Below are 23,468 nucleotides of genomic sequence, written 5' to 3'. Positions count from 1 at the left end.
ACCTTTGCCTACTTCGGAGGATCGATGCGGATCTTGCCGGTACTTGCAGTAGCTACTCTCGCTTCGGTTCTCGTAGCGGCCCCCGCCGCCGCGTCACCGTCTGTGCTGGGCCCGACCGCCACGGGATACGGGGGAGCGGTCGCAACCGTCGACCCCACGGCCACGGCGGTCGGGCTGGACGTGCTTCGCCGCGGCGGTAACGCGGTCGACGCGGCCGTCGCGGCGGCGGCCACCCTCGGCGTCACCGAGCCGTTCTCGGCCGGCATCGGGGGTGGCGGCTTCTTCGTCTACTACGACGCCAAACATCGCCGGGTCTCCACCATCGACGGCCGCGAGGCCGGCCCGGCCACCATGACGTCCACCTACTTCATCGACCCGGCCGACGGTCTGCCCTACGACTTCCAGGAGGCCCGGGTCAGCGGCCTCTCGGTCGGCGTGCCCGGCACCCTCGCCACCTGGGAGACCGCCGCGCGTTCCTGGGGCACCCGGTCGCTGGCCTCGCTGCTCAAGCCGGCCGCTTCGGTGGCCGACCGCGGCTTCCCGGTCGACGCGACCTTCCGCCAGCAGATCGCCGACAACGCGGCCGCGTTCGGCCAGTTCGACTCCACCAAGGCGCTCTACCTGCCCGGTGGCGCGCCGCCGGCGGTCGGCTCCACTCAGCGCAACCCCGACCTGGCCGACACCTATCGGCTGATCGCCCGCAAGGGCACCGACGTGCTGTACCGGGGTGCGGTCGGCCGGGACATCATCCAGGCCGTGCAGCACCCGCCGGTGTCCGCCAACCCGATCGGCACCTGGGCGTACCCCATTCGCCCGGGTGTGCTCACCGCGAACGATCTCGCACGCTATGACGTGCGCCGACCGGCCCCGACCCGCTCCGACTTCCGAGGCCTGTCGGTTTACGGCATGTCCACGCCGTCCAGCGGTGGCACCGCGGTGAGCGAGGCGCTCAACATCCTGGAGAAGGTCAACCCCACCGACCTCACCCAGGTCCTGCACACCTACCTCGAGGCGTCGGCGCTGTCCTTCGCCGACCGCGGTCGCTATGTCGGCGCGTACACCTCGCCGGATGTTCTGCGGAAGCTTGCTTCCGATTCGTGGGCGCGGCAGCGCGCCTGCCAGATCTCGCCGACCGTCGCGCTGACCAAGCCGGTGCCGCCGGGCGACATCAACGCCCGCGGCTGCACGCCGGCCACCGTCGGCGGCCCCACCGAACAGGGCCAGTCGACCACCAACCTGACCATTGCCGACAGGTGGGGCAACGTCGTCGAGTACACCTTCACCATCGAGCAGACCGGCGGCAACGCCATCGTGGTGCCCGGCCGGGGGTTCCTGCTCAACAACGAACTGACCGACTTCAACTTCACCAACACCCAGGCCCCCGCGGCCGACCCGAACCTGCCGGGTCCCGGCAAGCGCCCGCGCAGCTCGATGAGCCCGACGATCGTGCTGAAGGACGGCAAGCCGTTCCTGGCCCTGGGTTCGCCCGGCGGCGCCACCATCATCACCACGGTGCTGCAGATCCTGGTAAACCGCCTGATCCTGGGCCAGTCGCTGCCCGAGGCGATGGCCGCACCGCGCGCCTCCCAGCGCAACACGGCCGGCATCCAGGCCGAGCCGGCCTTCCACACCACGTATGGTCCGTCGCTGCTGCCGCTGGGTCATTCGTTCGCGGCCGATGTCCCCGAGCTGGGCGCCGCGACCGCGATCGAGCTGACCAGAGGCGGGGGCTTCATCGCCTCGGCCGAGCCGGTCCGCCGAGGTGGCGGGGCAGCCGGGGTGGTTCGCTAGGTCTTTCCGGGAGCGGTAATTCCTTTGCCGCTCCCGGCCCCTGGTCGCTACCTTCCGGCCATGACCGTGCGCCGGGAAGAACCGCGTGACCAGCTGGCCGTCGAGTCTGTCGTCCGGCGTGCGTTCGGCGAGGAGCGAGTGGTGGGGCTGGTCGCCGCCTTGCGCCCGGCCACGCTCTCGCTGGTCGCCGAGGAGGCAGGCGAGGTCGTAGGCCACATCATGTTCAGCCGGTGCCTGCTCGACGCACCACCCCGGCTGGTAGAGGTCCAGACCCTGAGCCCACTCTCGGTAGTCCCCGAATGGCAGCGCCGAGGCATAGGTTCCGCCCTGATCGCAGCCGGCCTGCGCGAGCTTGATGAGCGCGGCGTCCCCCTGGTCTTCCTGGAGGGCGACCCGGCCTATTACTCCCGCGCGGGTTTCACCACGGCCCGAGACCACGACTTCCGCAAGCCTTCCCTGCGCATCCCCGACCCAGGCTTCCAGGTCGTGCGCCTGTCCGCCTACGAGCCATGGATGACCGGCACGTTCGTCTACGCAGACACCTTCTGGGAAAACGACTGCGTAGGCCTCCGCTAGACCCAGAATCAAACCCTTTGCCGATACGGGCGACACCGTCCACAACCGCATTTACCCCCGACCGCCGCCACCGCGCGACCGACGTGCAACACCGGCACGTGCCGCGCCGCTCGCGCAACCGAACACCCTTTGCTCTGCTTACCAATACGCGCTGCGCGTATAGGTGAGCAGAGCAAACTGTCGAACGGGCTGGTGTTTGTCCTGGCTGGCGGGGGGTGAGCCGTCATCTGCGCGTGGGGCGGGTGGTGGTTGAGGTCTTGGGCCGGGACCGCCCGTGGCGGGCGCGCGGAGGGTGAGTTCCGCTCAGCGGGACCGTGTGTCACGGGACTTGTCCGACGGCGTACCTAAAAGGAGCGTTAGCCGAGGTCGAAGATGGGGCGATTCTGGGAGCGCAGGTGGCGCAGGGCCTCGAGGATCGAGTGGCAGTCGGCCACGGCGTTGTGGGTCGACTCGGCCGGGCCGGGGCGGTCCAGCGCGGCGGCCAGCTGGCCGGAGGGCAGCGACGCGGTGACCGGCAGGGCGCGGTTCAGGTAGGGGCGGATGTTGGCGAACGGCGGCAGCGGGCGGGCCGGCGCGCGGTCCGGTGGGGACTGGAGGATGAGGTTCTCGCCGAGGATGACCATGTCGTTGCCGTAGGAGAGTGCGTAGGCGCCGTCGCAGAACTTCACGAAGTCGTCAAGCGCATCGGCGAACCCGACCCCGTGCGTCGCCACGTCCCCGTCGGTGATGCCGGTCAGCTGCTGAAAGAAGTCGGAGAGCCGCGGGTTGCGCACCGGCCGGACCAGCACGTCGAACTCGCCGTCCACCGCCAGCGTCGCGGTGTCGACCCGCAGAGCCCCGATCTGCACCACCTCGCGAAATTCGCCCGGCCCGGTCCAGCCACGCTCCTGCGCACCCACCCAGGTCGTGTACTCAAGGTCGAAGATCACGATCACCCGGCTCATGCTAGGCAGCGCGAGGGCCTCGGGCCGGAAACGCCGGGGGCCCTCGCGCATGAAATTCAGGCGGCCAAGGTGTCGACGGGCTGGCCGGTGATGTCCGCGATGAGGTCGAAGTCCTTGTCGACCGCTAGTACGGTCAGGCCGGCCTTCTCGGCTGTCGCCGCGATCAGCAGGTCGGGGATGGACGGGGCGCGGTGCAGACCGCGGTCGGCGAGGAGCATCTGAACTTCGAAGGCTCGATCTTCGATAGCCGGCGTGAGGTGCTCGATCGGCATCAATGCCAGCGGTGGGAGGGCGAACTGCTGGCGGCCCGTTTCGCCGGAGCGGGCCGAATAGCCGAGTTCCAGTCGGGTGATCGCGGAAAGGCGGACAAGCCCTCGGCTGATGCGGCGGCTCCACTCATCGCGGTTGGCCGCCTCGCCACGCTGGAGCCGCACATAGGCGGATTTGTCGATCAGCCAGCTCGTTACCGCCACGCTGAGTCCATCACCGCGGGGTCGCCCAGATCGGCAAATGCCTCCGCTGATCGATGCCAGTCGTCGTCGGTGACCGTCTGTCCGTCGGTGGGGCCGGTGCCCTCCTCGAACTTGCGGCGGAGATATTCGTTGCGCGAGAGACCCAGGTTGGCGGCCGCTGCGTCGATGCGATCGACGGCTTCCTGGCTCAGATCGCGGATGAGGATGTTGGGCATGTGCACCTCCGGGCGCCTGTCGTGATATCACGATATCACCGTAGCGTTCGCGGTCTGTGCAAATCCTGGGAGTCGGTCTGGCCCGAGCGATCATCGCCCGGGCCAGACTCGCGTCCTACGCGGTGATGGTCCACTCCTGGCAGGTGTTTCCCAGGGCGGACCACTGGCGTACGGCTGTGCCGTCGGTTGCGGCGCAATTCGTTACGTCCAGGACCAGGCCGTTGCTGCGGTTGGCTATCAAGTAGCCGCCGTTGAGCGGGGTCAGGCTCCACTCCTGGCAGACGTTGGACAGGCTGGACCACAGGTTCAGGGCGGTGCCATTGGTGGCGCCGCAGTTCACCGAGTCCAGGACTGTGCCGCTGTTGGCGTTGGTTATCCGGTAGTAGTTGCTCGTCGTTTTGGTGAAGGTCCACTGCTGGCAGGCGTTGCCCAGTGACGTCCACTGCTGGATCGCGGTGCCGTTCGCGGTGCCGCAGTTCTGGGCGTCCAGGACCTTGCCGCTGCTCTTGTTGATGACGCGGTAGCGAGTGCCGGCCACCGGGAACGAGACCGTGCCGCCCGGGTCACCGGCGGGGGCCGTCAAGGATGTTGAGAGCTTGTCCGGCGTACCCAGATTGGGGCTTCCGTCGGAATTCCAGGAGATCTTCTTGATCCGGGTCGTGCGGGTGCCGCCGCAACCCTGGGTGGTGCTCTCGTTGGCGTGGTAGACCAGCCACGTCTCGGCGCCGTCCGGTGAGTTGAAGAAGCCCTGGCCGCCGGGGCCGTAGACGCCGTTCGCGTCGCTGCGCTGGAAGATCGCGGTGCTCTTCTTGGTCCACGAGCTCGCCGCCAGCGGGTTGCTGCCGGTCAGGGTCAGCATGCCCAGCTTGTAGTCGGGGGTGTTGCAGGAACTGGCGGAGAAGGTCAAATACGTCACCCCATTGTGCTGTACGACGTACGGCGCCTCCTCGGTGTTGCCGCCGACCATCTCCCACGAGTACGTCGGATAGGAGATCCGCGTTCCGTAGGCGCTGACCGTCCAGGGGTTGGACAGCGGCGCCACGAACAGGCTCTGCAGGTTGCCCACCCACGACGAGTAGAAGTAGTAGTTCGCGCCGTTGATGGTGGCCACGCTGCCGTCGATCGCCCAGCCGTTGCCGGACTGCACGTTCAGTTGTCCCTTGTAGGTGTACGGGCCCATCGGGTCGTTGCCGGAGCTCTCCAGCACGTACGACCGCTGGCCGTCGCAGCACGCGGTGGTGCCGGCCGTGTAGTAGAGGTACCACCGGGTGCCGTTCGGCCCGGTCAGCCGGTGCAGCGAGGGCGCCCACATGTTGCAGCAGTTCGCGGTGCCGCTGCCGGTGAAGACAACCGACTCGGAGGCGCCGGGGAGAGCGGCCACCGAGGTTGCCTTCTTGATCACGATCTGCGAGTTCCAGGTGGTGGCGGCCACGTAGTAGTAGCCGTTGTAGTAACCCATCCACGGGTCGGCGCCGTAGGGCGCGGCGGCCAGCGGATTGGTGAAGGCGACGGCCGCCTCGCTGGTGTGCGGGCGGGAGACGATCACGATCGAGCCGACCACCGCGAGGAGGACGGCCAAGAAGATCTTGCGCAGCATCGATTCCTCCTCAGTAGACGTAGGGCCAGGCGGACGAGTCCCAGGCCAGCAGGTTGATGCCGAGCTTGGCCGCGCCGGAGCTGGTGTAGTAGTGGTAGACCAGCACGTCCTGGGTCCCGTCGGCGATCACCGCCGGGTGTCCGGGGCCGTAGACGGCGTCGTGCGCGGCGAGGATCTGGGTGCCGCCGCCCGCGGTGGTCGCGACCCCGGCCCGGTCCACGTACGGCCCGGTGATCGTCTTGGATCGGGCCACCATCGTCCGGTACGTGCTGGACGCGCCCTGGCAGCAGAAGTCGAACGACATGAACAGGTAGTAGTAGCCGCCGTGGTAGTAGACGAACGGCGCCTCGACCGACTTGGAGTTCACGAACCGCTCGGCGATGTTGTACATCGTGCTGTCCGCGCGCTTCCCGCTACTCGGGTTGATCTTGACCATCTTGATGCCGCTCCAGAAGGAGCCGAAGGTCAGCCACCACTCGCCGGACGGGGTGACGGTCAGGTTCGGGTCGATCGCGTTCCAGCCGCTGCTGGTGGTGGACTCGATGACCTTGCCGTAGTTGGTCCACGAGCCGGCCGCGCCGGTGGTGCTGCCGGCCAGGAAGATCGCCGACTTGCTGGAGCCGAACGAAGAGGCGGCGTAGTACATCAGGTACTTGCCGCCCTGGTACGAGATGTCCGGCGCCCAGAGGTCGGCACTGCCGTTGGTGTACGGGGTGGCCCACGAGGTGCCGCTGGGGAAGGCCTTACCCGCGTCGGCGAACGCGGTCCGGTCGGCCGAGGTTTTCAGCGTGATGCCGGCACCGGTGGTGGCGAGGAGGTAACCACCGGTGGGCCGCTTCACGATCGTCGGGTCGTGCGCCCCGGTCGAGCCGGTGACGACTCCCGGGTTGGGGTAGGTGGCGGCGGAGGCCGTGGACAGGCCGTAGATGCTGGCCGCGGCCGCCACCACAAGGGTGACGCCGGCCAGCAGGGACTTTCGAAGCATGGGGGAATGCCTTCCGAGTCGGTGGACTGCTCGGGGAAGCAGTGGCCGATTGGGTGCGAAACGTTGCTCGCTCCCGTAGATGTTTCGGAAGGCGCTAAAACAACAGAAATATCAGCGGGCGTCCATGGGTAGGCGGACCAGGACGGTGGTGCCGGCGCCCTCGTGGTCGACCAGTTCGATGCTGCCGTGGTGGCGGGAGACGACCGCCCGCGACAACGTCATGCCCAGCCCGGTGCCGGGGATCGCCTTGTCCCGGGCCCGGCTGGTGCGGTAGAGCCCGGTGAACAGCTTCTCCCGCTCGTCGGCGGTGACGCCCAGGCCGGTGTCGGAGATCGCCAGCTCGGCGGCGCGGCCGTTGGACCGCAGGGTCACCCCGATCCGGCCGCCGTCCGGGCTGTACTTGACCGCGTTGCCGAGCAGGTTGTCGACGACCTGACGCAGACGTTTCCGGTCGCCGGGCAGCACCAGCTGCTCGGGTAACTCGTCGTCGATGACCAGCGGCGCGCCGTCGATGGCGGTGCGCGCCTTGGACACCGAGTCGCGGACCACCTCGGCCAGGTCCATCGGCGCCAGCTGCACGTCGGCGTGGCCGGCGTCCAGCGCGGACAGCTCCATCAGCTCGGTGATGATGTGCCGCAGCTGGTTGGTGTTGCGGTCGATCACCTCGAGCAGCCGCGGCCCCTCGGCGACCAGGGTCTTCTCGTCGGCCTCGCGCAGCAGCTCGGTGTACGCGCTGATCGAGGTGAGCGGCGTGCGCAGCTCGTGCCCGATCAACGCGAGATATTCGTTCTTCGACCGGTTGAGCTGCCGCTGCAGGTCGTCGACGAGCCGGCGCTCGACGAATTGACCGATGTGCGCGGCGATTCCGGACATCAGCGCCAGCAGCTCGTCCTCCGGGTCCTCGACGGTGTCCGCGAAGACCGTCAAAACCCCCAAAGTCTCAAAACCTTCCCGCACCGGTACGGCGAGAGCGGCGTGCAGTCGCGACGTGTGGGCGGTCTCCTCGGCGATCAGGCTCTGCGGCTGTCCCACGTCCCGGATCCACAGCGGCTTGCCCACCTGCCAGACCCGGCCGGCCAGCCCGGTCCCGTACGGCAGGTCGACCGGCACGTCGATCTCGGCGTCCCAGCCCGGGGCGCTCCACTGCGCGGCCGACCGCACCACCGCGGCCGCCTCGTCGACCAGCCACAGCTCGGCATGCGCCCAGCCGAGCGTGTCGACCACCGCCTCCAGCACCCGCGGGCCGGCCTCCTCGATGCTCGGGGCATCGGCCAGCGCCATCGTCACGGCCAGTTCGCAGGTGCGGAAGCGTTCGACCCGGCGGCGGCGGGTGACGTCCTGCACGGCCTGCACCGCGCCGACCGTGTGCCCGTCCGGCCCGGTGATCGGGTGTGCGTCGATCAGGTAGTGCCGGGTGCGGCGGTCCGGGCCGTGCAGGATGACCTCGTCGTCCCGCAGGTGATCACCGCGCAGCGCCCGGAACAGGCCCAGGTCGTTCTGGCTCAGCGCCCGGCCGTCGGCGTCGGTGAAGCCGTCCAGGGGCAGGTCACCGCCGGGCAGTCCGGCGTCCTCCCACATCTGCCGCATCCGCTCGTTGACGAACACCACCTCGCCGTCGGCGTCGCAGGCGGTGACGCCGTCGTGCAGGCTGTCCAGCACCGCGTCGAGGAAGCGGCGCTGCTGGTCGATCTCGTGCCGGGCCAGCTGCTCGGTGATCAGCAGAGTGCACACCTGGGCGGCCTCGGCGACCGCGGCGATCTCGCCGGCCGTCCACTGGCGTGGCTCGGTGTCACACGCACAGCAGACCCCGAGCACGGCACCGTGCGGATCCCGTACCGAATGACCGATGTAGGCGCCGCGATGCGCGGCACCCAGCCGGACCACCCGCTCGTCGGCGGCCAGGTCGTTGATCAGGATCGGATCGTCGCTGTCCAGCACGAGCCCGGCGAGCGACTCGTCGATCGGGGTGTCGGCGACCTCGTTCCACGCGCCGGAGAGACCCCAGCCGCCGTGCAGACGCAGGCGTCCGCCCTGGGCGAAGTGGATGAGACCGACCGGCGCGTTCGCGGCCCGGGCCACCAGCGCGGCCAACTGGTCGGCGGCATCGCTGGTCAGCACCCCGCGATGCAGCTCGGCTGACGGGTTAAGCAGGCCATCCGCGAGCACACCGGGACGCCATCCGACCGCCGTTCGACGGCCGCTCCACGCCCGTCCGGCGTCCTCAACCACCATCGGCGACCTCCGGCTTTCAGCCTAAAGGCGGCAAATCGCTACCGCCGCTGGAATCGCAGATCCGCGATCGGCCGTCCGGCCTGGTGGCCCCGGCGCTCGAACTTCGTCTCCGGCCGGCCCGCCCGATCGGCGCCGGCCGGCGTCAGGCCCGGGTCGGCCGCCAGGACCTCGGCCATCGCCTCGGCGTAGTGCGGCCAGTCGGTCGCGCAGTGCAGCAGACCGCCCGGCCGCAACCGCTCGCGGAGCAGGGCGACGTTGTCCGGCCGGATCAGCCGGCGTTTGTGATGCCGGGCCTTCGGCCAAGGATCAGGGAAGAAGACGTGTACGGCGTCGAGCGCGCCTGGAGTGAGACGGTGCACGAGTTCCATCGCGTCGCCGTGCGCCACCCGCACGTTGGTCAGGTCTTTCTCGCCGACCAGCGCGAGCAGGTTGCCGATGCCCGGGGTGTGCACCTCGACGCCCAGGTAACCACGTCCGGGGTCGGCCGCCGCCATCGCGGCCGTGGTGTCACCCATCCCGAAACCGATCTCCAGCACCACCGGGTCGGTGGTCCCGAACAGCCGGGCCAGGTCGAGGGGAGTGCGGTCGCCGTCCGCGACGGTCAGCCCGAAACGCGGCCACAACTCGGCGTGCGCGTCATGGTGCCGCGAACTCATCCGCCCACGGCGCGGATGGAACGTACGGATCGGGCGGTGGTCAGCGGTGTCTGTCATAGCACCGCCAAGCGTAGTTACGCCGAGACGTCGATCCGGCGCGGGCCGCTCTGGGCCAGGTAGGCGAGGGCCTTGTCCAGGTACGGGCCGATCGGGCTCGGCGCGCTCGCCCGCTGGTAGCGGTGGTGCAGATCCTTGAGGTAGACCGCGGTGACCGGCTGACCCGGGGCCAGATGACCGATCGCCCGCTCGGTGGCGAGCGCCGTCGCGAAGCTTGTCGGCTTGTCCTTGGCCGGGTCGAAGCCCGGCGTGACCCGCTGCCCGGTGGACTGGAAGATCAGTTCCCGGTCGGACGTGGTCAGCGCCTCGAAGTCGTTGCGCTCGTTCTTCGCCACCTGCGGTCGCCGGGGCGGCGCCGAGATGGGCGTGTGGTGGGTGCGAGCGGTACCCAGGCCGGAGACGGTCATGTCGTTGCTCCCTCACTGCATGGCAACGTGGTTGCCACCGGTCTGTACCTCTCTTCGGCACCCGCCGCCCTACCGCTTAGCGGCAAGCACGCTCGGCTGCGAGCCTTCGCGCAGCGGGGTCCGGGAGCCGTCGGCCAGGCCGACCGTCATCACCCACGAGTGCCCCCGGTACTGGCCGGTGGCCAGGCCGTGGGTGGCGTCCAGGTAGGCGAGTTCGCGGTCGCCGACCCCGCCGACCGTGCGCTTGACCCGGGTGGCCGGGTCGTACTCCACCAGGTGCACCGGCTCGTTCTGGGCGGCCGTCTCACCCTCCTGGTACGCGGTCCAGGCCAGCTTGCGGCCGTCCGCCCGCCAGCCCGGCACCACCGCGAAGCCCCGGTTCTGCAGGCTGCCCCCGCCGTACGCGGCCACCGTCTGCTCGCCGCCGGTGGCCACCGTGCCGACGCTCAGGCAGGCGTCGTAGGTCGAGTCGCAGTCCCCGCCCCGGAACGCGATCCTGGTGCCGTCCGGCGACCAGGCCACCGCGTCGTCGGTGCGCAGCCGCTCGGTCAGCGACGCCGGCGCCCGGCCGCTGGGCAGGGCCGGCTCGTCCGGCAGGTCCTGCTCGCGGCAGTCGCGCGGGAACAGCACCTCGGCATTTCCGCCGGTCGCGGCGATCCGATAGACGCCGGGGCCGCCGGTGCAGGAGAGCGAGGCGAAGGCGATCCACTTGCCGTCCGGCGACCAGGACGGCCCGGCGGCGGCCCGGGTGGTGAGCCGGCGGGCGGCGCTGCCGTCGGACTTCATGGTCCACAGCTGCCCACCCTTGAGGTACGCGATCTGCTTGCCGCCGGGCGCCCACTGCGGGCGGGAGCGGCCGCCACCGGTGGTCAGCCGCGTCTCCGCGGTGCCGGTGCTCCTGCTGACGTAGATGTCGCCGTTCCGGACGTAGGTCACCTGGCTCGCGCCGGCGGCCTCGGCCGGCGATGCGAAACCCGCCAGGGCCACACCGGTCATGGCCAGAACCGTGCTGATCTTCTTCATGCCCTGCATAACGCAACGCCCCCCGACGCGCTTCGCCCCGCCCTGCCAGTTACACCTCGCAGATCGTCCGCAACCTTTTCGCTACTGAGCGATTCCCGGATTCTTCTGCGGCGGGGCTTCCGGGATGCCTATCTGGCGGGCGCTCTCGTGCTGGTGGGCGAGCTGGCGCAGGGCGCTGAACAGGGCTTCACCCAGCACCGTGCCGAGAACCACGAGCTCCATCCGGGCGGCCGGGTCCGGCCTTTCCAGGACCGTACGCACCTCGGCCGCGGCCAGTGAGGCGGCGGAATCCGCGTATTGCCCGAGGTTGTCGAAGAGCTCGGTCGCCCCGAGTGACGCGGCGGCGGTGAGGGCGTCGGCGACCAGGTCGATCGAGGGGGACAGCGGGTAGACCAGCCAGCCGCGCGCGGCGATCAGATCGAGCACCCGCTGCTTGGCGGCCTGCCACTCCGGGGTCTCCCGGTCGGGCCGGTGCCGGGGAGTGACGGCGCTCTGGGCGGCACCGAGCAGCTCGAGGGGGTCGTCGGCGTAGGTGCCGAGAGCCGTGACGACCTCTCGCGCCGAGGCCACCGAGACGCCACCGACGTCGATGAGCGCCCGGATCAGGAGCAGCCGCCGCAGGTGCTCGTCGCCGTAATCGGCCTGGTTGGCGGCCGTGGCGGCCCCGGCCGGCAGCAGCCCTTCCCGCAGGTAGTACTTGATCGTCGGGATCGGCACCCCGCTCCGCTTACTCAGTTCGCCCACACGCACCTTGCGATCATCCTCCTTCAAGTGGATAGTGTAACTATCTGAAGCGGATAGCGACGCTATCTATAGTGTGGAGGCGACGATGGCGAAGGTTGTTCCCGGTTACGTGACCGCCGAGGTCGAGGGAGACTTCGTGGTCTTCCTGATCGGTATGCGCATCAACAAGTGGTGGAAGCTGCACAAGTGGGTGCCGGTGATGGCCGCGATGGGCCCGATGCTGCGCGAGCTGATCCGCCGCAAGGAGTTGGGCCTGCTGCACTTCACCTCGTGGATAGGCCCGTCCGGCCCGCTGCTCGTGCAGTACTGGCGGAGCGTCGAGCAACTCGAGGCCTTCGCCAAGGACGCCCGGCTGCCGCACCACCCGGCCTGGAAGCGCTGGAACAAGGCGATCGGCGACAGCGGCGACGTGGGCATCTGGCACGAGACCTACGTGGTCCACAACGGCGCTTACGAAACGCTGTACGGCAACATGCCCGCCTTCGGCCTCGGCCGGGCCGGCACCACCGCGCCTTTGACCAGGGCGACCAGGGGTGCCGCCGGCCGCCGTGCGGCCAACGCGGGCTGAGTGGGGGTGGCCGCCGCCGCCCGGGCGGCGGCGGCCACGACTGGGTCGGTCAGGCCGCGGTTGTCGCCCACATGGCGGTGAAGGCGGCGGCCTCGCCGGCCAGCCAGCTCTCGATGTCGGCCGGCTTGGCGGCCGGGTCGATGCGGTGGGTGACGCCGCGGCGCAGGTCGACCAGGACCGGCTCGGCGTTGGGCAGGATCTGATCCATGTGCCGGGCCATCAGGTACAGCGTCGCCGTGATCGCCTCGGTCGTCGGTGGTGCCTCGTCGAAGTGCAGCCGAACCGCTTCGCGGCGGCCCCCGTCGGCCTCGTAGCGCAGCCCGAAGTGCGGGTTGATCTTCACGGCGAGCGGCCCGACCGAGGCGAGTGCGTCGCGCGTCTGCGCGAGCCCGACCTGCTCCGGATCGCCGAGCGACGCGAGGTAGGTCAGGGCGCCGGCGCTGACCGACTCGTAGAGCGGCTTCCACCGGTCCTTCACCAGATCGGTGACGCCGTTGAGGTAGCTGCCGCCGGTGCGGAACGCGATGTCGGCCTTCAGTGCCTTGACCAACTGACCGTGCGGGTTGAAGCCCGACCGGCGCTCCCGAGCCTTACGCAGGCCGCCGACGAACGTGGCCTTGGCGGGCCCCGTGCGGGTCACGTAGCGGGTGAAGCCGAGCATGGTCGCATACGGCGGGATGGTGGGAACAGGTGCGGACAAAACAGGCGCGGTCACGTTGATCTCCTCGCAGCTCACGGCCCCTTTTAGTACACACATTCTAATCGACGGGTACGACATTCCCAACCTCGGTAGGCTCGGCTCGTGTCCAATCTCGAGGCAGCCCGGATCGCGGCCGTGATCGCCGCCCGCGAGCCGGTCGACGGCATCCGCATCGTCGGCGTCGACGGACCGAGCGGTGCCGGCAAGAGCACGCTCGCCGGCGCCCTGGCCGCCGCCCTGCGAGCGCCGATCATCGAGATCGACGACTTCGTCTCGTGGGGCGACTTCGCCGGCTGGTGGCCGCGCTTCGACGCCCAGGTGCTCGCGCCCCTGCTGCGTGGCGAGGCCGCGACCTACCAGGCCCGGGACTGGACGGACTGGTACGGCGACGCCCTCGGCGAGTGGAAGATCCAGCCCTGGTCACCCACGATCGTCCTGGAGGGTGTCACCTGCACCCGCCGGGAGACGGTCGGCCGCCTGACATACGCGATCTGGGTCGACGCCCCCGCGCCGGTGCGGCTGGCCCGGGGTCTCGCCCGTGATCGGGCCTTCGCCGGTGCCGAGCGGCTGTGGCGCACCTGGATGGCCGAGGAGGAGCGCTTCTTCGCCGCCGACGACACCCGCGCCCGCGCCGACTTGACCCTCCCGTAGGGGGAGGTACCAGAGTTACCGGCATGGACGACGACCCGGTCTACTCGATCGGCGACCTTGCTCGGCGCACCGGCCTGACGGTCAAGACCATCAGGTTCTACTCCGACAGCGGCATCGTGCTGGCCACCCACCGCAGCCCGAGCGGTCACCGCCGCTACGGCCTCGAGGCGGCCGCCCGCCTCGACCTCGTGCGCACGCTGCGCGATCTGGGGCTCGACCTGGCCACCATCCGGAAGGTCGTCGACCGGGAGTCCTCGCTGACCGAGGCCGCCGCCGCGCACGCCGAGGCGCTGGCGGTGCAGATCCGAACCCTGAGCCTGCGGCGCGCGGTGCTGACCGTGGTCGCGCAACGAGGCTCGACACCGGAGGAGATGGACCTGATGCATCAGTTGGCCAAGCTGACCGAGGGCGAACGCCGGCGTCTGATCGGCGACTTCCTCGACACCGTCTTCGGCGGCCTCGGCGACGACCGGGCCTTCGCCGGGATCGTGCGCTCGATGACCCCCGAACTCCCCGAGAACCCCGAGGCCGAGCAGGTCACGGCGTGGGTCGAGCTGGCCGAGCTGTCGCAGAGCCCAGCCTTCCGGGCGAGCATGCGCCGGATGGCCGAGCAGTTCGCGACCCAGCGTGGCCGGGGCGCCGACGTGCCGGTGCGCCGCGACCCGGCTGCGCTCGTCCGCGATCTGGTCCGCCCGGCGCTGGCGGCCGGCGTCGACCCGGCCTCGCCGGCCGCCGATCCGGTGGTCGAGGCGGTCGCCGCCGAATACACGTGGCTCGCCGGCCGCCCCGATCACGTCGAGGCGCGGCGGGAGCTGCTGACCTACCTGGAGAACGCGAACGATCCGGGCCGGCAGCGCTACCTCGAGCTGCTCTCGGCGATCAACGGCTGGGCCGCACCCGAGAGCCTGGCTCCCGCACTGGAGTGGTTCCTGGCGGCCCAGCGAGCCCGACTCCCGGCGGGGTGAGGAGTAAGACTGTGGTCATGGCCGTGATTCGCTGTGACTTCGCCGCTGAGACGCTCGAGCTGGGCACCTCGATGACCGTGGTGCTGCCGGAGGAGGGGCCCACGCCACCGCCGGTTCTCTATCTGCTGCACGGGCTCAGCGACGACCACTCCGCGTGGACGCGGTTCACGGCCATCGAGCGATATGCGACCGACCGGGGCCTGGCCGTCGTGATGCCGCAGGTGCATCGCAGCTTCTACGCCAACGAGGCGGTCGGGATGCGCTTCTGGGACTTCCTGTCCGAGGAGCTGCCGGCCACGGTCGACCGGTTCTTCAAGGTGTCGGCCCGGCGCGAGGACACGTTCGTCGCGGGGCTGTCGATGGGAGGCTACGGCGCGTTCAAGTGGGCGCTGCGGCAGCCACACCGGTTCGCGGCGGCGGCCAGTCTTTCCGGCGCGCTCGATCTCGCGTACATCCAAGAGTTTGATCTTCGGCCGCACATCCGCGGCCTGGTGCCGCGGGTTTTCGCGGACCGGCAGGTTCGCGGCGGAGATGAGGATCTCCTGCATCTGGTCAAGAGCGTCGCGCCGGCCGAGCTGCCGCGGCTGTTCCTGCGCTGCGGCACCGAAGACGTGTTGCTCAAGCAGAACGAACGGTTCGTGGCCGCGGCGCAGGCCGCGGGCGTGCCGGTGGATGCCGGGTTCGGGCCGGGTGAGCACGTCTGGCAGTACTGGGACGACCAGATCCGCAACGTGCTCGACTGGATGCTCCCGAAGCCGGTCTAGGCCGGCGGCCCCGCAACCACCTGGTGGCGGGGCCGCGTCGCCGGGTCAGCCGGTGCAGGCCTTGTACGCCTTCATGTAGTTCGCATCGGTGGTCGCGTCCGCCTTGACCACCTGGTACGGCTGCCCGTCGCGGACGTACCCGGCCGGTGCGCCCGATGCGGCCCCGACCTGCCACAGCTGGGTGCCGTCCTTGCAGTCCAGCGAGGCCAGCATCAGCGCGGTGCCGGACGGGCTGGCACAGCCCGCCTTCGCCTTCTCCTTGTCGACCAGCTTGCCCGGCTGGAACACGTCCTTGCAGGCCGGCGGTGCGTCGGCCGACGCGGACGCCGGCGCGACCGGCGCTGCGGCCGCGGTTTTGGCCGGTTCAGCCTTGGAACATCCGCCGAGCACGACCACCGCGCCGGCAGCAAGACCGAACATGTGCAGAGCCCTCATTGATCATCTCCCGTATCGAGGTGGAACTCGGCGGACGCTAGCGACGTCCCGGGAGTGCGCGACGGACAAAAAGTCCAGTTCGCCGAGGGCTGGCCGTTCGGCCTACGGGTTTCGGTCTTTACTCGCCGTCGCGGGTCTGCTCGGCCAGGAAGCGTTCCAACTCGGCGCCCAGCTCCTCGGCGGTCGGCAGCGGAGTGCCGTTGTCGGCCAGCAGGTTGTTCTCCCGGCCGCGCAGGAACGCGTCGTACTGCGCCTCGAGCGAGCTGACCAGGCGGCCGGCCTGCTCGTCGTCGGCGATCTGCTTGTCGATGTCGGCGCGGACCAGTTCGGCGGCTTTGCGCAGCTGGCTGGTGGGCAGGGCCAGGCCGGTGCTCGACGAGACCGAGTCGGCCAGCAGCTCGGCGGCGGCCGGATAGTTGGTCTGGGCCAGGTAGTGCGGGACGTGCGCCGCGTACCCCATGGCGTCCTTGCCGGCCTGGCCGAGGCGGAACTCCAGCAGGTTGCCGACGCTGGCCGGCACCTGCACCCGCTGCAACCACGACTCGTGGTCGCCGAGCAGGCGCTGGTCGGTGGCGTGCGCGGTGACGCTGACCGGGCGGGTGTGCGGCACCGCCATCGGGATTGCGTTGAGGCCGACCGTGAGCTCGACGCCGAACCGGTCGATCAGGCCGGACACCGCCGCGATGAACCGCTCCCACTGCAGGTCGGGTTCCGGGCCGGCGAGCAGCAGGAACTCGGCACCGAGCTGGTCGCGCACCAGGTGCAGGACGAGGCTGGGCTGCTCGTACGACTCCCAGTGGTCCTCAACGAAGATCATCGGAGGGCGGCGGGAGCGGTAGTCGAGCAGCTGGTCGAGGTCGAACGTCGCGACGACCTGGGTGTCGAGGGTGTCCAGCAGATTTTCGCGGAACAGCTGAATGGCGCTGCCCGCGTCGACGAACCCGGTGAGCGCCTGAACAAGCACGGGCTTGTCCAGGGCCGGCAGGTCGTCGGCCAACTCGTAGAGCTCGTGTGGGTCGAGCACGTCGACGACCTCCTGTGCTGAAAAGCGAGTAACTGTGGCAAACAACTACCGGCCATAGTTCATTCCGGTGACCGCATGATCTTCCCAAAGGTGCGATAGATCTCAGCCTGGGCACAACCGATCTTCACCCCTCGCGTGCACGTGCATGTGCACGGCACAATGGATCGAGATCTTTTCCCCCAAGAGATCCCCTCGGAGCGTGATCTGGTGAGCGAAGTCGCCGTGAAAGAGCCCATCCCCGAGACCGAAGCCCCACCCGGCACCCTGTGGTCGCGCATGAAGTCCGACCCCCACTATGCGCCGGAGCACCTCGCCCTGGAGGCCGTGCGCCGCCTCGGCCCCGAGGCTGCCCAGTGGGCCGAGCGCGCCCGGCTCGACAACCCCGGCATCACCCCCGACGCGCTGGCCGACCTGACCGTCAAGCGGTTCACCACCCTGGCCCGCATCTCCGGGGCCGTCTCCGGCGCCACCGGCCTGCCCGGCGCGGTGCTCGACGTCGGTGTCCTGGCCTGGACCCAGTCGCGGATGACACTGCACATCGCCGCTGCGTACGGTCTGGATCCCGCCGCCCCCGAGCGCGCCACCGACCTCCTGGTCCTGCAGCGGGTGCACAAGGTAGCCGAGACTGCCCGGCTCGCGCTGGGGGTGGCGGCCGGCCGCGAGCGCGCCACCCGCATGTTCACCGACATCGCCAACCGCCCGATCACCCGGGTGATGCTGAAACTGAGCGTCCGGCTCGCCCACATGGCCGGGGTCCGCGCCGGCCGCCGGGTGTTCGCCAAGATCGTCCCCGGCGCCGCGGTGATCCTCGGCACCTGGGTCAACTCGGCCGCGACCAAAGACCTGGCCAAACGCTCCCGTCAGCTCTACCGGTCGGCCTAAGCAAACTCCTCGTTCCCGACGATCTGACCCAGAGAGGGTCAGTTCTAGGCGGGGGGAGGCAGGCCGATGCGCCGTCGTTGGCTGATGCTGGGTGGAAGCGCCGCGCTGCTGTTCCTGAGCGGCTGCAGCTCGGCGAGCACCACCGCGACCGCGATCCCGTCCGCGAGCGGTAAGCCGTGGGTGATCACCACCAAGGGCAGCGCCACGCCGTCCCCGACCGTCAGCGTCGTGACCGCGACGACAAGCGCGTTCCCGTCCGGCTTCCTGCCACTGCCGTCGATCACCGCGACCGCGACGGTCACCCCGAGCCCGACCTGCACCCCGATCGGCCAGACCAGCCCGATCGAGGCCGCCGGTGTCGTCCCCGGCAAGACCACCGCGGTCGTCACGTTCTTCAACCCCGGCGGCGCCGACCTGCAGGAATTCCGGGTCACCGCGATCGCGCAGGACCTGGTGGTCGGTTCGCAGCGGGACGTCGGCTGGACCGTGGTCACGCCCGGCACCCCCTGCACCTTCCAGACCGTGACGATCACCGGCCTGGACTCCGCCGCCGACTACGTCTTCTCGGTCGACGCCGTCTGGACCAGGACCGGCGGCAAGGACGGCACCACGGCCCGGACGGTGGCCCGGTCGAAGGTGATCACGACGGCATGAGCGTCCGCGCGGGCCGCCAGCCGAGCCCGAGCGCTTTGCCGATGTCCAGCACCATCCCGTCGGTGACCTGGTCAATGCTGTAACGAGTCAGCGCCGGCCCGGCCACCAGCGAGGCCGCCCGGGCGACGGCGATCGGCACGTGCCGCACCGGCACGCCCAGCACGGCCGCGATCGCGGCGTCCCGCCGGTAGACCCGGTCATCGGCGATGTTGTAGGCACCGGCAGGCCACCGAACAGCCGCGAGACAGGCGGAGGCGAGATTTTCCACGGCGGTCAGGCTGAGCGGCACGTCCGGCCCCGGCAGCCAGGCGCGGCCGCCGCGCACGACCCGCCGCAGCCGCGGCATCAGATGCGGATCACCCGCGCCGTAGACGGCGCGGGGCCGCAGCACGACCGCTCCGGCCGCCAGCGCAAGCTTTTCACCAGCCGATTTCGTACGCCCATAAGCAGTCCGCTGCCCCTCGGCCGGATGATCCTCCCGGACCGGCGCCAGGTAGGGCCCCGGCCGGTAGACGCTGGCGCTGCTGACCCAGACCACCGGCCGCCCGGCCGCAGCCGCGAGCAGCCGCCGGGCCCCCTCGACGTTGACCGCGTGAAAGGCCGCTTCGGTACGCTTCCCGCCGCGCGGATCCCCAACGGCCGCCGCGAGGTGAAGCACCGCGTCCACATGGGATAAATCCGGAATATCACCCGAGGCGGCATCCCAGACCCGATGCTGTCCGACCGGCCCCGGCCGCCGCCCAAGGCAGACCACGTCGCTCCCCGAAGCAGCCGCCAGTCGAGCCACGAAACCGCCACAGAACCCACTGCCCCCAGTGACGGCGATCCTCATCGCATGCCCGCTGCCTCCGGTCACGGCGGCGCTCACGCTGAGTCGCCGCCGAACTCGGTGGCGCGCACTATCAGTGAGCGCCAGCCGGGCAGGGCCGAGCGGCGATCCGCGCGGGCCCGGACGACCACCGGCCGATGCGGCGCGAGCGCGGCGAGAAAGTCGCTGAGCTGAAGCCGGGCCAGCCGGGCACCCGGGCAGGCGTGCGGCCCCGCGCCGAAGACGAGCTGCGCGGTCCGGGCCGGCGCCGGCCGGGCCGGATCGGGGTCAAGCCGGTGCGCGTCGGCGGCATGCCGGGCGATCAGCAGCATGCGGTCGCCGGCCCGCACCGGACAACCACCAAGATCACCGCCGTCGGCGGCCACGCGAGGCAGGAGCGGCGTAGGCGCGGTGACGCGCAACAGCTCATCGGCAAGGGCGGCCTCCCCGGCGTACGCCCAAAGCGCCCCATCCCCACAAGCCCACGCCGCGGCCCGAGGCAGAGCGGCCACCGTGGTGTTGACGGCCGCAACAGCAAGCGTGGCAGCCAGCCCACTACCGGCTGGAGCGTTCCCGAGCAGGTTGATGAGCCGCTCCGCTGCTCGTTCGGCCTCGCGGGCGGCCCGTCGGCGGCCGATCCCCGGCAGATGTCCTCGCGCTGCCGTGGCTCCGGCCTCTTGAGCGGCGGCCGCCAGGGCGATCGGGTCCACGTCCAGGTCGAGCAGCGCCGCCGCCGTGCTGCCGGCGATCTCCGCGGCGAGCGGCACGAGATCCACGGTCCCGCCGGTGCCGAGCGGCGCGAGCCGTTCGTCGATGAGCTTGGTCCAGGCCGGCCGTAGCCGTTCCACCCCGGCCGCCCCGAGCCCGTCGGCCACGTCCCGCCGGGTGCGCCGATGCGCGTCTCCGTGCTGATCGAACAGCCCGCCCGTCCCGGCGAGCCGATCAACCGCCCCGCCGGTGGTGCCCGCGGCGGTCCGATCGAGCGGGATCCGGGTGAGCGCCGCGAGATAGGCCTCCCGATCGTGCACGATCAGCGTCCGCCCGATCCGCAGCACCGGCCACCGCCGGGTGGCCGCGAGCAGCGCGAATAGCACCGGATGACTGCCCAGGTAGACCCGCCGATCCCGGGCCCGGGCGTTACCCATCGATCCGCGATGCGGCCAGGTGGGCGGTGGCGGGGCGGTCGGGCTTCTGCGAACGGCCGGTCAGCGGGATCTGGGCGAACAGCACCGCGTCGGGGCGGGCGGCGCCCATCCGGGACAGCGGGTCGCGAAGCGCCGCGCGGATCGACGCCTCGGCGGCACCCGTCGCGGGCTGGATCACGGCCACCACCCGCTCGTCGCCGTCGGGGGTGGGAACGCCGACCAGCAGGGCCAGCTCTACGCCGGGGACGTGCAGGGACGGCTCGTACAGGCCCGGATAGATGTTCTCGGCCCGGCGCAGGATCATGTCCTTCAGCCGACCGCCCAGGATCACCCGCCCGTCCTCCACCCGGCCCTGGTCACCGGTCGCCACCTGGTCGAACGGTTCCTCGCCCAGGTAGCGGGACGCCGCGGTCGGGCCGGACAGCAACAGCTCGCCGCCGGCGCTCACCGACGCGGTCACCCCGGGCAGCAGCTCGCCCACCAGGTCGCCGGAGCCGGTGTAAGCCGACTTCGCCGCCGACTCGACCGCGGCGGCGGGAAACACCTCGGTCAGCGCGTAGACCCCCCAGGCCTCCGCGGCGCCGGCCGCGCGTACCGCTTGCAGCAGGGCCGCGCTGATCGGCGCCGAACCGCTGTAGACCCGCCCGGTGAACCGCACCCGGGCCGCCAGCGCCGCCCGGAGCTGAGGCGGCGTCAGATAGGTCGCCTGCGGCTGCAGCGTGCGGATCTGCCGGCCCAGACCGCGCCGGGCCGGCAGCGCCACCGGAGCGCCGCTCGCCAGCGACGGCAGCAGCACGAAGAACGTTCCGCCCAGGACCGGGACGTCCGGCGCCGGCCGGACCAGGTCACGCACCGCAGTCATCCCGGCGGACAGCGATGACCGGGTGTGCACGACGGCGCGCGGCCGGCTGGTCGTCCCGGAGGTGAAGACGATGACCGCGTCGCCGTCCCCGTCGAAGCCGGCCGGCAACGGACCGGGTAGCGGGCGCAGCGCCGGCGGTGAGCCGGGCAGGCGCCGCCCGATGGTGCGAACCGGCGCCAACGCGCCGAGATCCGGCAGGGCGAGGTGGGCGCGCCGGGCCAGCGGGGCCAGCCACCCGGCCACGGCCTGCGCGGCCGCGTCGGCGAGGATCAGCCGCGGCGCGGCCAGGGCCAGGCGAGCTTGGAGCACGTCGGGGCCGGCGGTCGGGTCCAGCACGGCGATCCGCAGGCCCAGGTGGTACGCGGCCAGCATGGTCGCCAGTGAGCGTGCTCCCGGCCGTACGGCCAAGCCAACCGTGTCGCCCGCGCCCAGCCCTTGTTCGCGCAGCGAAACGGCGTAGCCGTGGGTGAGCACGGCCAACTCACCGCGAGTGACCCGCCCGGCCAGAGCGGGCCGGTCGTCCCCGGCGCGGAGGCCGCCGATGAAGGAGTCGAGCATCAGCGCGGGTCCGCCGTTCGGTGGCCGCTGCCGCGGTCGAGGTACCACTTCGCGGTGCCCAGGACGCCGTAGGCGCGAATGCGGCGGGTGGAGTTGGCCACCACCATGTGCCGGCTGTGGGTGATCGCCGCGGTGGTGCGGCGGACCCGGTTGAGGAACGTGCGGTCGGTGGGGGACGGGCGGCGGGGCATGCCGCCGCAGGCCTGGTACAGCTCGGCGGTGATGGCCATGTTGTTGCCGGCATGCATCCGGTAGGGCGCCTTGAACTCGGGGCCGCGATGTTCCGGCCGGAACCGGCCGAACCACGCGGCCAGCGAGACCAGCAGGCGGAACCAGGCGCGGCCGAGCGGGCCGTGTTCGTCGCGGCGGGCCACGATGCGGCCGCAGGCCAGGCCGCGGCTCTCGGTCAGGGCCAGCCGGGCGGCCGCCACCCAGCCGGGCGCGGGCAGGCAGTCGGCGTCGGTGCGGGCCAGGTGGGTGGCGCCGTGCGCGATGGCGTGCCGGAATCCGGTGTCGACCGCGCAGCCGACGCCCTTCTCCGGCTCGACCAGCACGTGCACGGGAAACGGCGCGGTGAAGCGCCGGGCCAGCGCGGCCGTCGCGTCGGTGGAGCCGTTGTCGACCACCAGCAGGGTGAAGTCGGTGTCGGTCTGGCCGGCCAGGGCACGCAGGGTGGCGCCGATCTTCGCGGCCTCGTTGTAGGCCGGCACGACCACCCACAGCGGTGCCGTCACGAGACCTCCCAGATCATGGTCATCAGGCTGACACCGCCGCCCAGTCCGATCAACAGCACCCGGTCGCCGGTTTCCAACTGCGGACGAACCCGAGCCAGCTGTACGCCGAGAGACGCCGATGCCATATTGCCCAGTTCCGTGACGGTGACCTCGAGCTTGTCCCGGGGCACCCCGGTGACCTGCACGAACCGGTCGAGGTAGGGCAACGTCACCTGGTGCACGAGCACCTTGGCGTAGTCGTCCCAGCCGTACCCGGTGCGTCGCGCGACCCGTTCGATCAGGCCGGCCCCGATCTGTTCGAAGATCCGGCGCAGCCGGTGCCCGTCGCCGGTGAAGTAGGTGTGCTCGTCACCGCGCGGGTGCCGGGAGCCGCCGCCGAAGATGCCGCCGGCCGCCCAGTGCTCGGAGTGGGTCTCGCTGTCGATGTCGACGATGCCGCCGGTCGCCACCGGCTCGACCAGGACGGCCGCGCCGGCGTCGCCGAACGTGTAGCCGGCGAACGCGCTGCGGGCCTGGGCCAGACCGTCGAGGCGGGGGCGCATCGCCCGGGTCGGGGTCTCGCCGGTCACCACCAGGGCGCGGGTCGCCCGGCCGGCCAGGATCATCGAGCGGGCCAGGTCGATGCCGTTGAGGAAGCTGTTGCAGGCGTTCGTGACGTCCATGACGTGCGCCCGGCTGCCCAGCGCGGCCTGCACCACGTGCGCGGTCGCCGGTTCGGCCATGTCCCGGGTGGCGCTCGCGAACAGCAGCAGGTCGATGTCGAGCGGGTCCCGGCCGGTCTCGGCCAGCACCTTGGTGGCGGCGTCGATGGCGAGGTCGGAGGCGTACTCGTCGTCGGCCGCGATCCGCCGCCGCCGGATGCCGGTGGCCTGCTCGAACATCCGCGGCGGCAGCATCAGGCCGCTGGCCGTCGCGACCCGGCGCTGCAGGTCGGCGGTCGGCACCTCGCGGGCCGGCAGGGCGTACGCGGTTCCGGTGATCCCCACGGTCTTAAGAGGCTCCGTCATGCGCGACAGCC

Annotated in this window: 26 protein-coding genes; 8 read left to right on the top strand and 18 right to left on the bottom strand. The window is 70.8% G+C overall.

What is annotated here, in order from left to right:
* Nucleotides 1-24 precede the first annotated feature (24 nt).
* Together ggt and Ate02nite_RS01975 are read left to right on the top strand one after the other, a co-directional pair.
* Complete coding sequence (gene ggt, locus Ate02nite_RS01980) at nucleotides 25-1,791, top strand: gamma-glutamyltransferase (protein WP_203797988.1); 1,767 nt, start codon at nucleotides 25-27, stop codon at nucleotides 1,789-1,791.
* Between the two features lie 60 nt (nucleotides 1,792-1,851).
* On the top strand, nucleotides 1,852-2,367 hold the full coding sequence (locus tag Ate02nite_RS01975; protein WP_203797986.1) for a GNAT family N-acetyltransferase: 516 nt from the start codon (nucleotides 1,852-1,854) through the stop codon (nucleotides 2,365-2,367).
* 356 nt (nucleotides 2,368-2,723) lie between these two features.
* Here Ate02nite_RS01975 and Ate02nite_RS01970 read toward each other — a convergent pair whose 3' ends face one another.
* The 10 genes from Ate02nite_RS01970 to Ate02nite_RS01925 all read right to left on the bottom strand — a co-directional run bounded on the left by Ate02nite_RS01970 (nucleotide 2,724) and on the right by Ate02nite_RS01925 (nucleotide 11,727).
* Nucleotides 2,724-3,302: a 3'-5' exonuclease gene (locus Ate02nite_RS01970; RefSeq protein WP_203797983.1), complete on the bottom strand. Its 579-nt coding sequence runs from the start codon at nucleotides 3,300-3,302 to the stop codon at nucleotides 2,724-2,726.
* Nucleotides 3,303-3,367: 65 nt separating this feature from the next.
* Nucleotides 3,368-3,784: a PIN domain nuclease gene (locus Ate02nite_RS01965; RefSeq protein ID WP_203797981.1), complete on the bottom strand. Its 417-nt coding sequence runs from the start codon at nucleotides 3,782-3,784 to the stop codon at nucleotides 3,368-3,370.
* Nucleotides 3,775-3,999: a type II toxin-antitoxin system VapB family antitoxin gene (vapB, locus tag Ate02nite_RS01960; protein WP_203797979.1), complete on the bottom strand. Its 225-nt coding sequence runs from the start codon at nucleotides 3,997-3,999 to the stop codon at nucleotides 3,775-3,777. Before vapB ends, Ate02nite_RS01965 begins: the two co-directional genes overlap by 10 nt.
* Nucleotides 4,000-4,114: 115 nt before the next feature.
* Nucleotides 4,115-5,596 carry a family 43 glycosylhydrolase gene (locus tag Ate02nite_RS01955; protein ID WP_203797977.1) on the bottom strand — a complete coding sequence of 494 codons (1,482 nt, stop codon included), beginning with the start codon at nucleotides 5,594-5,596 and terminating at the stop codon, nucleotides 4,115-4,117.
* 10 nt (nucleotides 5,597-5,606) lie between these two features.
* Nucleotides 5,607-6,581, bottom strand: a complete 975-nt coding sequence (locus tag Ate02nite_RS01950) for an arabinan endo-1,5-alpha-L-arabinosidase (RefSeq protein ID WP_203797968.1) — start codon at nucleotides 6,579-6,581, stop codon at nucleotides 5,607-5,609.
* A gap of 111 nt (nucleotides 6,582-6,692) precedes the next feature.
* Nucleotides 6,693-8,747 (bottom strand): ATP-binding protein, encoded by a 2,055-nt coding sequence (locus Ate02nite_RS01945; protein WP_239147060.1) that lies wholly within the window; start codon nucleotides 8,745-8,747, stop codon nucleotides 6,693-6,695.
* A gap of 104 nt (nucleotides 8,748-8,851) precedes the next feature.
* Nucleotides 8,852-9,526 (bottom strand): tRNA (guanosine(46)-N7)-methyltransferase TrmB, encoded by a 675-nt coding sequence (gene trmB, locus Ate02nite_RS01940; protein WP_203797960.1) that lies wholly within the window; start codon nucleotides 9,524-9,526, stop codon nucleotides 8,852-8,854.
* A gap of 17 nt (nucleotides 9,527-9,543) precedes the next feature.
* Complete coding sequence (locus tag Ate02nite_RS01935) at nucleotides 9,544-9,933, bottom strand: hypothetical protein (RefSeq protein ID WP_203797958.1); 390 nt, start codon at nucleotides 9,931-9,933, stop codon at nucleotides 9,544-9,546.
* Nucleotides 9,934-10,002: 69 nt separating this feature from the next.
* Nucleotides 10,003-10,956: a TolB family protein gene (locus Ate02nite_RS01930; protein ID WP_203797956.1), complete on the bottom strand. Its 954-nt coding sequence runs from the start codon at nucleotides 10,954-10,956 to the stop codon at nucleotides 10,003-10,005.
* A gap of 81 nt (nucleotides 10,957-11,037) precedes the next feature.
* Entirely contained in the window at nucleotides 11,038-11,727 is a 690-nt protein-coding gene (locus Ate02nite_RS01925) for a MerR family transcriptional regulator (RefSeq protein ID WP_203797955.1), read from the bottom strand.
* Between the two features lie 58 nt (nucleotides 11,728-11,785).
* On the opposite strand from Ate02nite_RS01925, the gene Ate02nite_RS01920 reads away from it, so the two are divergent.
* Nucleotides 11,786-12,268, top strand: a complete 483-nt coding sequence (locus Ate02nite_RS01920) for a DUF4188 domain-containing protein (RefSeq protein WP_203797953.1) — start codon at nucleotides 11,786-11,788, stop codon at nucleotides 12,266-12,268.
* 49 nt (nucleotides 12,269-12,317) lie between these two features.
* Here Ate02nite_RS01920 and Ate02nite_RS01915 read toward each other — a convergent pair whose 3' ends face one another.
* Nucleotides 12,318-12,989: a hypothetical protein gene (locus tag Ate02nite_RS01915; RefSeq protein WP_203798907.1), complete on the bottom strand. Its 672-nt coding sequence runs from the start codon at nucleotides 12,987-12,989 to the stop codon at nucleotides 12,318-12,320.
* 81 nt (nucleotides 12,990-13,070) lie between these two features.
* Here Ate02nite_RS01915 and Ate02nite_RS01910 point away from each other — a divergent pair, with 81 nt between their 5' ends.
* Genes Ate02nite_RS01910 through Ate02nite_RS01900 form a run of 3 tightly spaced genes read left to right on the top strand, consistent with a single transcriptional unit; the run spans nucleotide 13,071 to nucleotide 15,348 of the window.
* On the top strand, nucleotides 13,071-13,619 hold the full coding sequence (locus Ate02nite_RS01910) for a uridine kinase family protein (RefSeq protein ID WP_203797951.1): 549 nt from the start codon (nucleotides 13,071-13,073) through the stop codon (nucleotides 13,617-13,619).
* A gap of 23 nt (nucleotides 13,620-13,642) precedes the next feature.
* Nucleotides 13,643-14,584, top strand: coding sequence for a MerR family transcriptional regulator (locus Ate02nite_RS01905; protein ID WP_203797950.1), 942 nt, complete (start codon nucleotides 13,643-13,645; stop codon nucleotides 14,582-14,584).
* 17 nt (nucleotides 14,585-14,601) lie between these two features.
* Nucleotides 14,602-15,348 carry an alpha/beta hydrolase gene (locus tag Ate02nite_RS01900; protein WP_203797948.1) on the top strand — a complete coding sequence of 249 codons (747 nt, stop codon included), beginning with the start codon at nucleotides 14,602-14,604 and terminating at the stop codon, nucleotides 15,346-15,348.
* Nucleotides 15,349-15,393: 45 nt separating this feature from the next.
* On the opposite strand, the gene Ate02nite_RS01895 is transcribed toward Ate02nite_RS01900, so the two are convergent.
* Nucleotides 15,394-15,783: a hypothetical protein gene (locus Ate02nite_RS01895; RefSeq protein WP_203797946.1), complete on the bottom strand. Its 390-nt coding sequence runs from the start codon at nucleotides 15,781-15,783 to the stop codon at nucleotides 15,394-15,396.
* 118 nt (nucleotides 15,784-15,901) lie between these two features.
* The gene (locus Ate02nite_RS01890; protein ID WP_203797945.1) at nucleotides 15,902-16,807 is read right to left on the bottom strand and encodes a proteasome assembly chaperone family protein; all 906 of its coding nucleotides are present in this window, start codon (nucleotides 16,805-16,807) and stop codon (nucleotides 15,902-15,904) included.
* 276 nt (nucleotides 16,808-17,083) lie between these two features.
* On the opposite strand from Ate02nite_RS01890, the gene Ate02nite_RS01885 reads away from it, so the two are divergent.
* Together Ate02nite_RS01885 and Ate02nite_RS01880 are read left to right on the top strand one after the other, a co-directional pair.
* A complete protein-coding gene (locus tag Ate02nite_RS01885) occupies nucleotides 17,084-17,689 on the top strand; it encodes an EcsC family protein (RefSeq protein WP_438871152.1) in 606 nt (201 codons plus the stop codon).
* A 66-nt stretch (nucleotides 17,690-17,755) separates the two neighbouring features.
* The gene (locus Ate02nite_RS01880; RefSeq protein ID WP_203797935.1) at nucleotides 17,756-18,343 is read left to right on the top strand and encodes a hypothetical protein; all 588 of its coding nucleotides are present in this window, start codon (nucleotides 17,756-17,758) and stop codon (nucleotides 18,341-18,343) included.
* Here Ate02nite_RS01880 and Ate02nite_RS01875 read toward each other — a convergent pair.
* Genes Ate02nite_RS01875 through Ate02nite_RS01855 form a run of 5 tightly spaced genes read right to left on the bottom strand, consistent with a single transcriptional unit; the run spans nucleotide 18,330 to nucleotide 23,457 of the window.
* Entirely contained in the window at nucleotides 18,330-19,175 is an 846-nt protein-coding gene (locus tag Ate02nite_RS01875; protein WP_203798905.1) for an NAD-dependent epimerase/dehydratase family protein, read from the bottom strand. The two genes, Ate02nite_RS01880 and Ate02nite_RS01875, sit on opposite strands and share 14 nt — an antisense overlap.
* A gap of 32 nt (nucleotides 19,176-19,207) precedes the next feature.
* The gene (locus Ate02nite_RS01870; RefSeq protein ID WP_203797933.1) at nucleotides 19,208-20,296 is read right to left on the bottom strand and encodes a cytochrome P450; all 1,089 of its coding nucleotides are present in this window, start codon (nucleotides 20,294-20,296) and stop codon (nucleotides 19,208-19,210) included.
* On the bottom strand, nucleotides 20,289-21,716 hold the full coding sequence (locus tag Ate02nite_RS01865) for a class I adenylate-forming enzyme family protein (RefSeq protein WP_203797918.1): 1,428 nt from the start codon (nucleotides 21,714-21,716) through the stop codon (nucleotides 20,289-20,291). Before Ate02nite_RS01865 ends, Ate02nite_RS01870 begins: the two co-directional genes overlap by 8 nt.
* Nucleotides 21,716-22,450 carry a glycosyltransferase family 2 protein gene (locus Ate02nite_RS01860; RefSeq protein WP_203797916.1) on the bottom strand — a complete coding sequence of 245 codons (735 nt, stop codon included), beginning with the start codon at nucleotides 22,448-22,450 and terminating at the stop codon, nucleotides 21,716-21,718. Before Ate02nite_RS01860 ends, Ate02nite_RS01865 begins: the two co-directional genes overlap by 1 nt.
* On the bottom strand, nucleotides 22,447-23,457 hold the full coding sequence (locus Ate02nite_RS01855) for a 3-oxoacyl-ACP synthase III family protein (protein ID WP_203797914.1): 1,011 nt from the start codon (nucleotides 23,455-23,457) through the stop codon (nucleotides 22,447-22,449). Before Ate02nite_RS01855 ends, Ate02nite_RS01860 begins: the two co-directional genes overlap by 4 nt.
* Between the last annotated feature and the right edge of the window lie 11 nt (nucleotides 23,458-23,468).

It is taken from the genome of Paractinoplanes tereljensis (assembly GCF_016862435.1).
Taxonomy (GTDB): Bacteria; Actinomycetota; Actinomycetes; order Mycobacteriales; family Micromonosporaceae; genus Actinoplanes; species Actinoplanes tereljensis.
The sequence above is the reverse complement of the archived record's forward strand: the minus strand, read 5'-3'. Positions and strand labels throughout refer to the sequence as shown.

What these genes read in the sequence shown, in the direction of transcription:
- ggt (WP_203797988.1), top strand. Translation starts at nt 25, where the DNA reads ATGCGGATCTTGCCGGTACTTGCAGTAGCTACTCTCGCTTCGGTTCTC.
- Ate02nite_RS01975 (WP_203797986.1), top strand. Translation starts at nt 1,852, where the DNA reads ATGACCGTGCGCCGGGAAGAACCGCGTGACCAGCTGGCCGTCGAGTCT.
- vapB (WP_203797979.1), bottom strand. Translation starts at nt 3,999, where the DNA reads ATGCCCAACATCCTCATCCGCGATCTGAGCCAGGAAGCCGTCGATCGC.
- Ate02nite_RS01955 (WP_203797977.1), bottom strand. Translation starts at nt 5,596, where the DNA reads ATGCTGCGCAAGATCTTCTTGGCCGTCCTCCTCGCGGTGGTCGGCTCG.
- Ate02nite_RS01950 (WP_203797968.1), bottom strand. Translation starts at nt 6,581, where the DNA reads ATGCTTCGAAAGTCCCTGCTGGCCGGCGTCACCCTTGTGGTGGCGGCC.
- trmB (WP_203797960.1), bottom strand. Translation starts at nt 9,526, where the DNA reads ATGACAGACACCGCTGACCACCGCCCGATCCGTACGTTCCATCCGCGC.
- Ate02nite_RS01935 (WP_203797958.1), bottom strand. Translation starts at nt 9,933, where the DNA reads ATGACCGTCTCCGGCCTGGGTACCGCTCGCACCCACCACACGCCCATC.
- Ate02nite_RS01930 (WP_203797956.1), bottom strand. Translation starts at nt 10,956, where the DNA reads ATGAAGAAGATCAGCACGGTTCTGGCCATGACCGGTGTGGCCCTGGCG.
- Ate02nite_RS01920 (WP_203797953.1), top strand. Translation starts at nt 11,786, where the DNA reads ATGGCGAAGGTTGTTCCCGGTTACGTGACCGCCGAGGTCGAGGGAGAC.
- Ate02nite_RS01905 (WP_203797950.1), top strand. Translation starts at nt 13,643, where the DNA reads ATGGACGACGACCCGGTCTACTCGATCGGCGACCTTGCTCGGCGCACC.
- Ate02nite_RS01900 (WP_203797948.1), top strand. Translation starts at nt 14,602, where the DNA reads ATGGCCGTGATTCGCTGTGACTTCGCCGCTGAGACGCTCGAGCTGGGC.
- Ate02nite_RS01895 (WP_203797946.1), bottom strand. Translation starts at nt 15,783, where the DNA reads ATGAGGGCTCTGCACATGTTCGGTCTTGCTGCCGGCGCGGTGGTCGTG.
- Ate02nite_RS01885 (WP_438871152.1), top strand. Translation starts at nt 17,084, where the DNA reads ATGAAGTCCGACCCCCACTATGCGCCGGAGCACCTCGCCCTGGAGGCC.
- Ate02nite_RS01880 (WP_203797935.1), top strand. Translation starts at nt 17,756, where the DNA reads ATGCGCCGTCGTTGGCTGATGCTGGGTGGAAGCGCCGCGCTGCTGTTC.
- Ate02nite_RS01875 (WP_203798905.1), bottom strand. Translation starts at nt 19,175, where the DNA reads ATGAGGATCGCCGTCACTGGGGGCAGTGGGTTCTGTGGCGGTTTCGTG.
- Ate02nite_RS01870 (WP_203797933.1), bottom strand. Translation starts at nt 20,296, where the DNA reads ATGGGTAACGCCCGGGCCCGGGATCGGCGGGTCTACCTGGGCAGTCAT.
- Ate02nite_RS01865 (WP_203797918.1), bottom strand. Translation starts at nt 21,716, where the DNA reads ATGCTCGACTCCTTCATCGGCGGCCTCCGCGCCGGGGACGACCGGCCC.
- Ate02nite_RS01855 (WP_203797914.1), bottom strand. Translation starts at nt 23,457, where the DNA reads ATGACGGAGCCTCTTAAGACCGTGGGGATCACCGGAACCGCGTACGCC.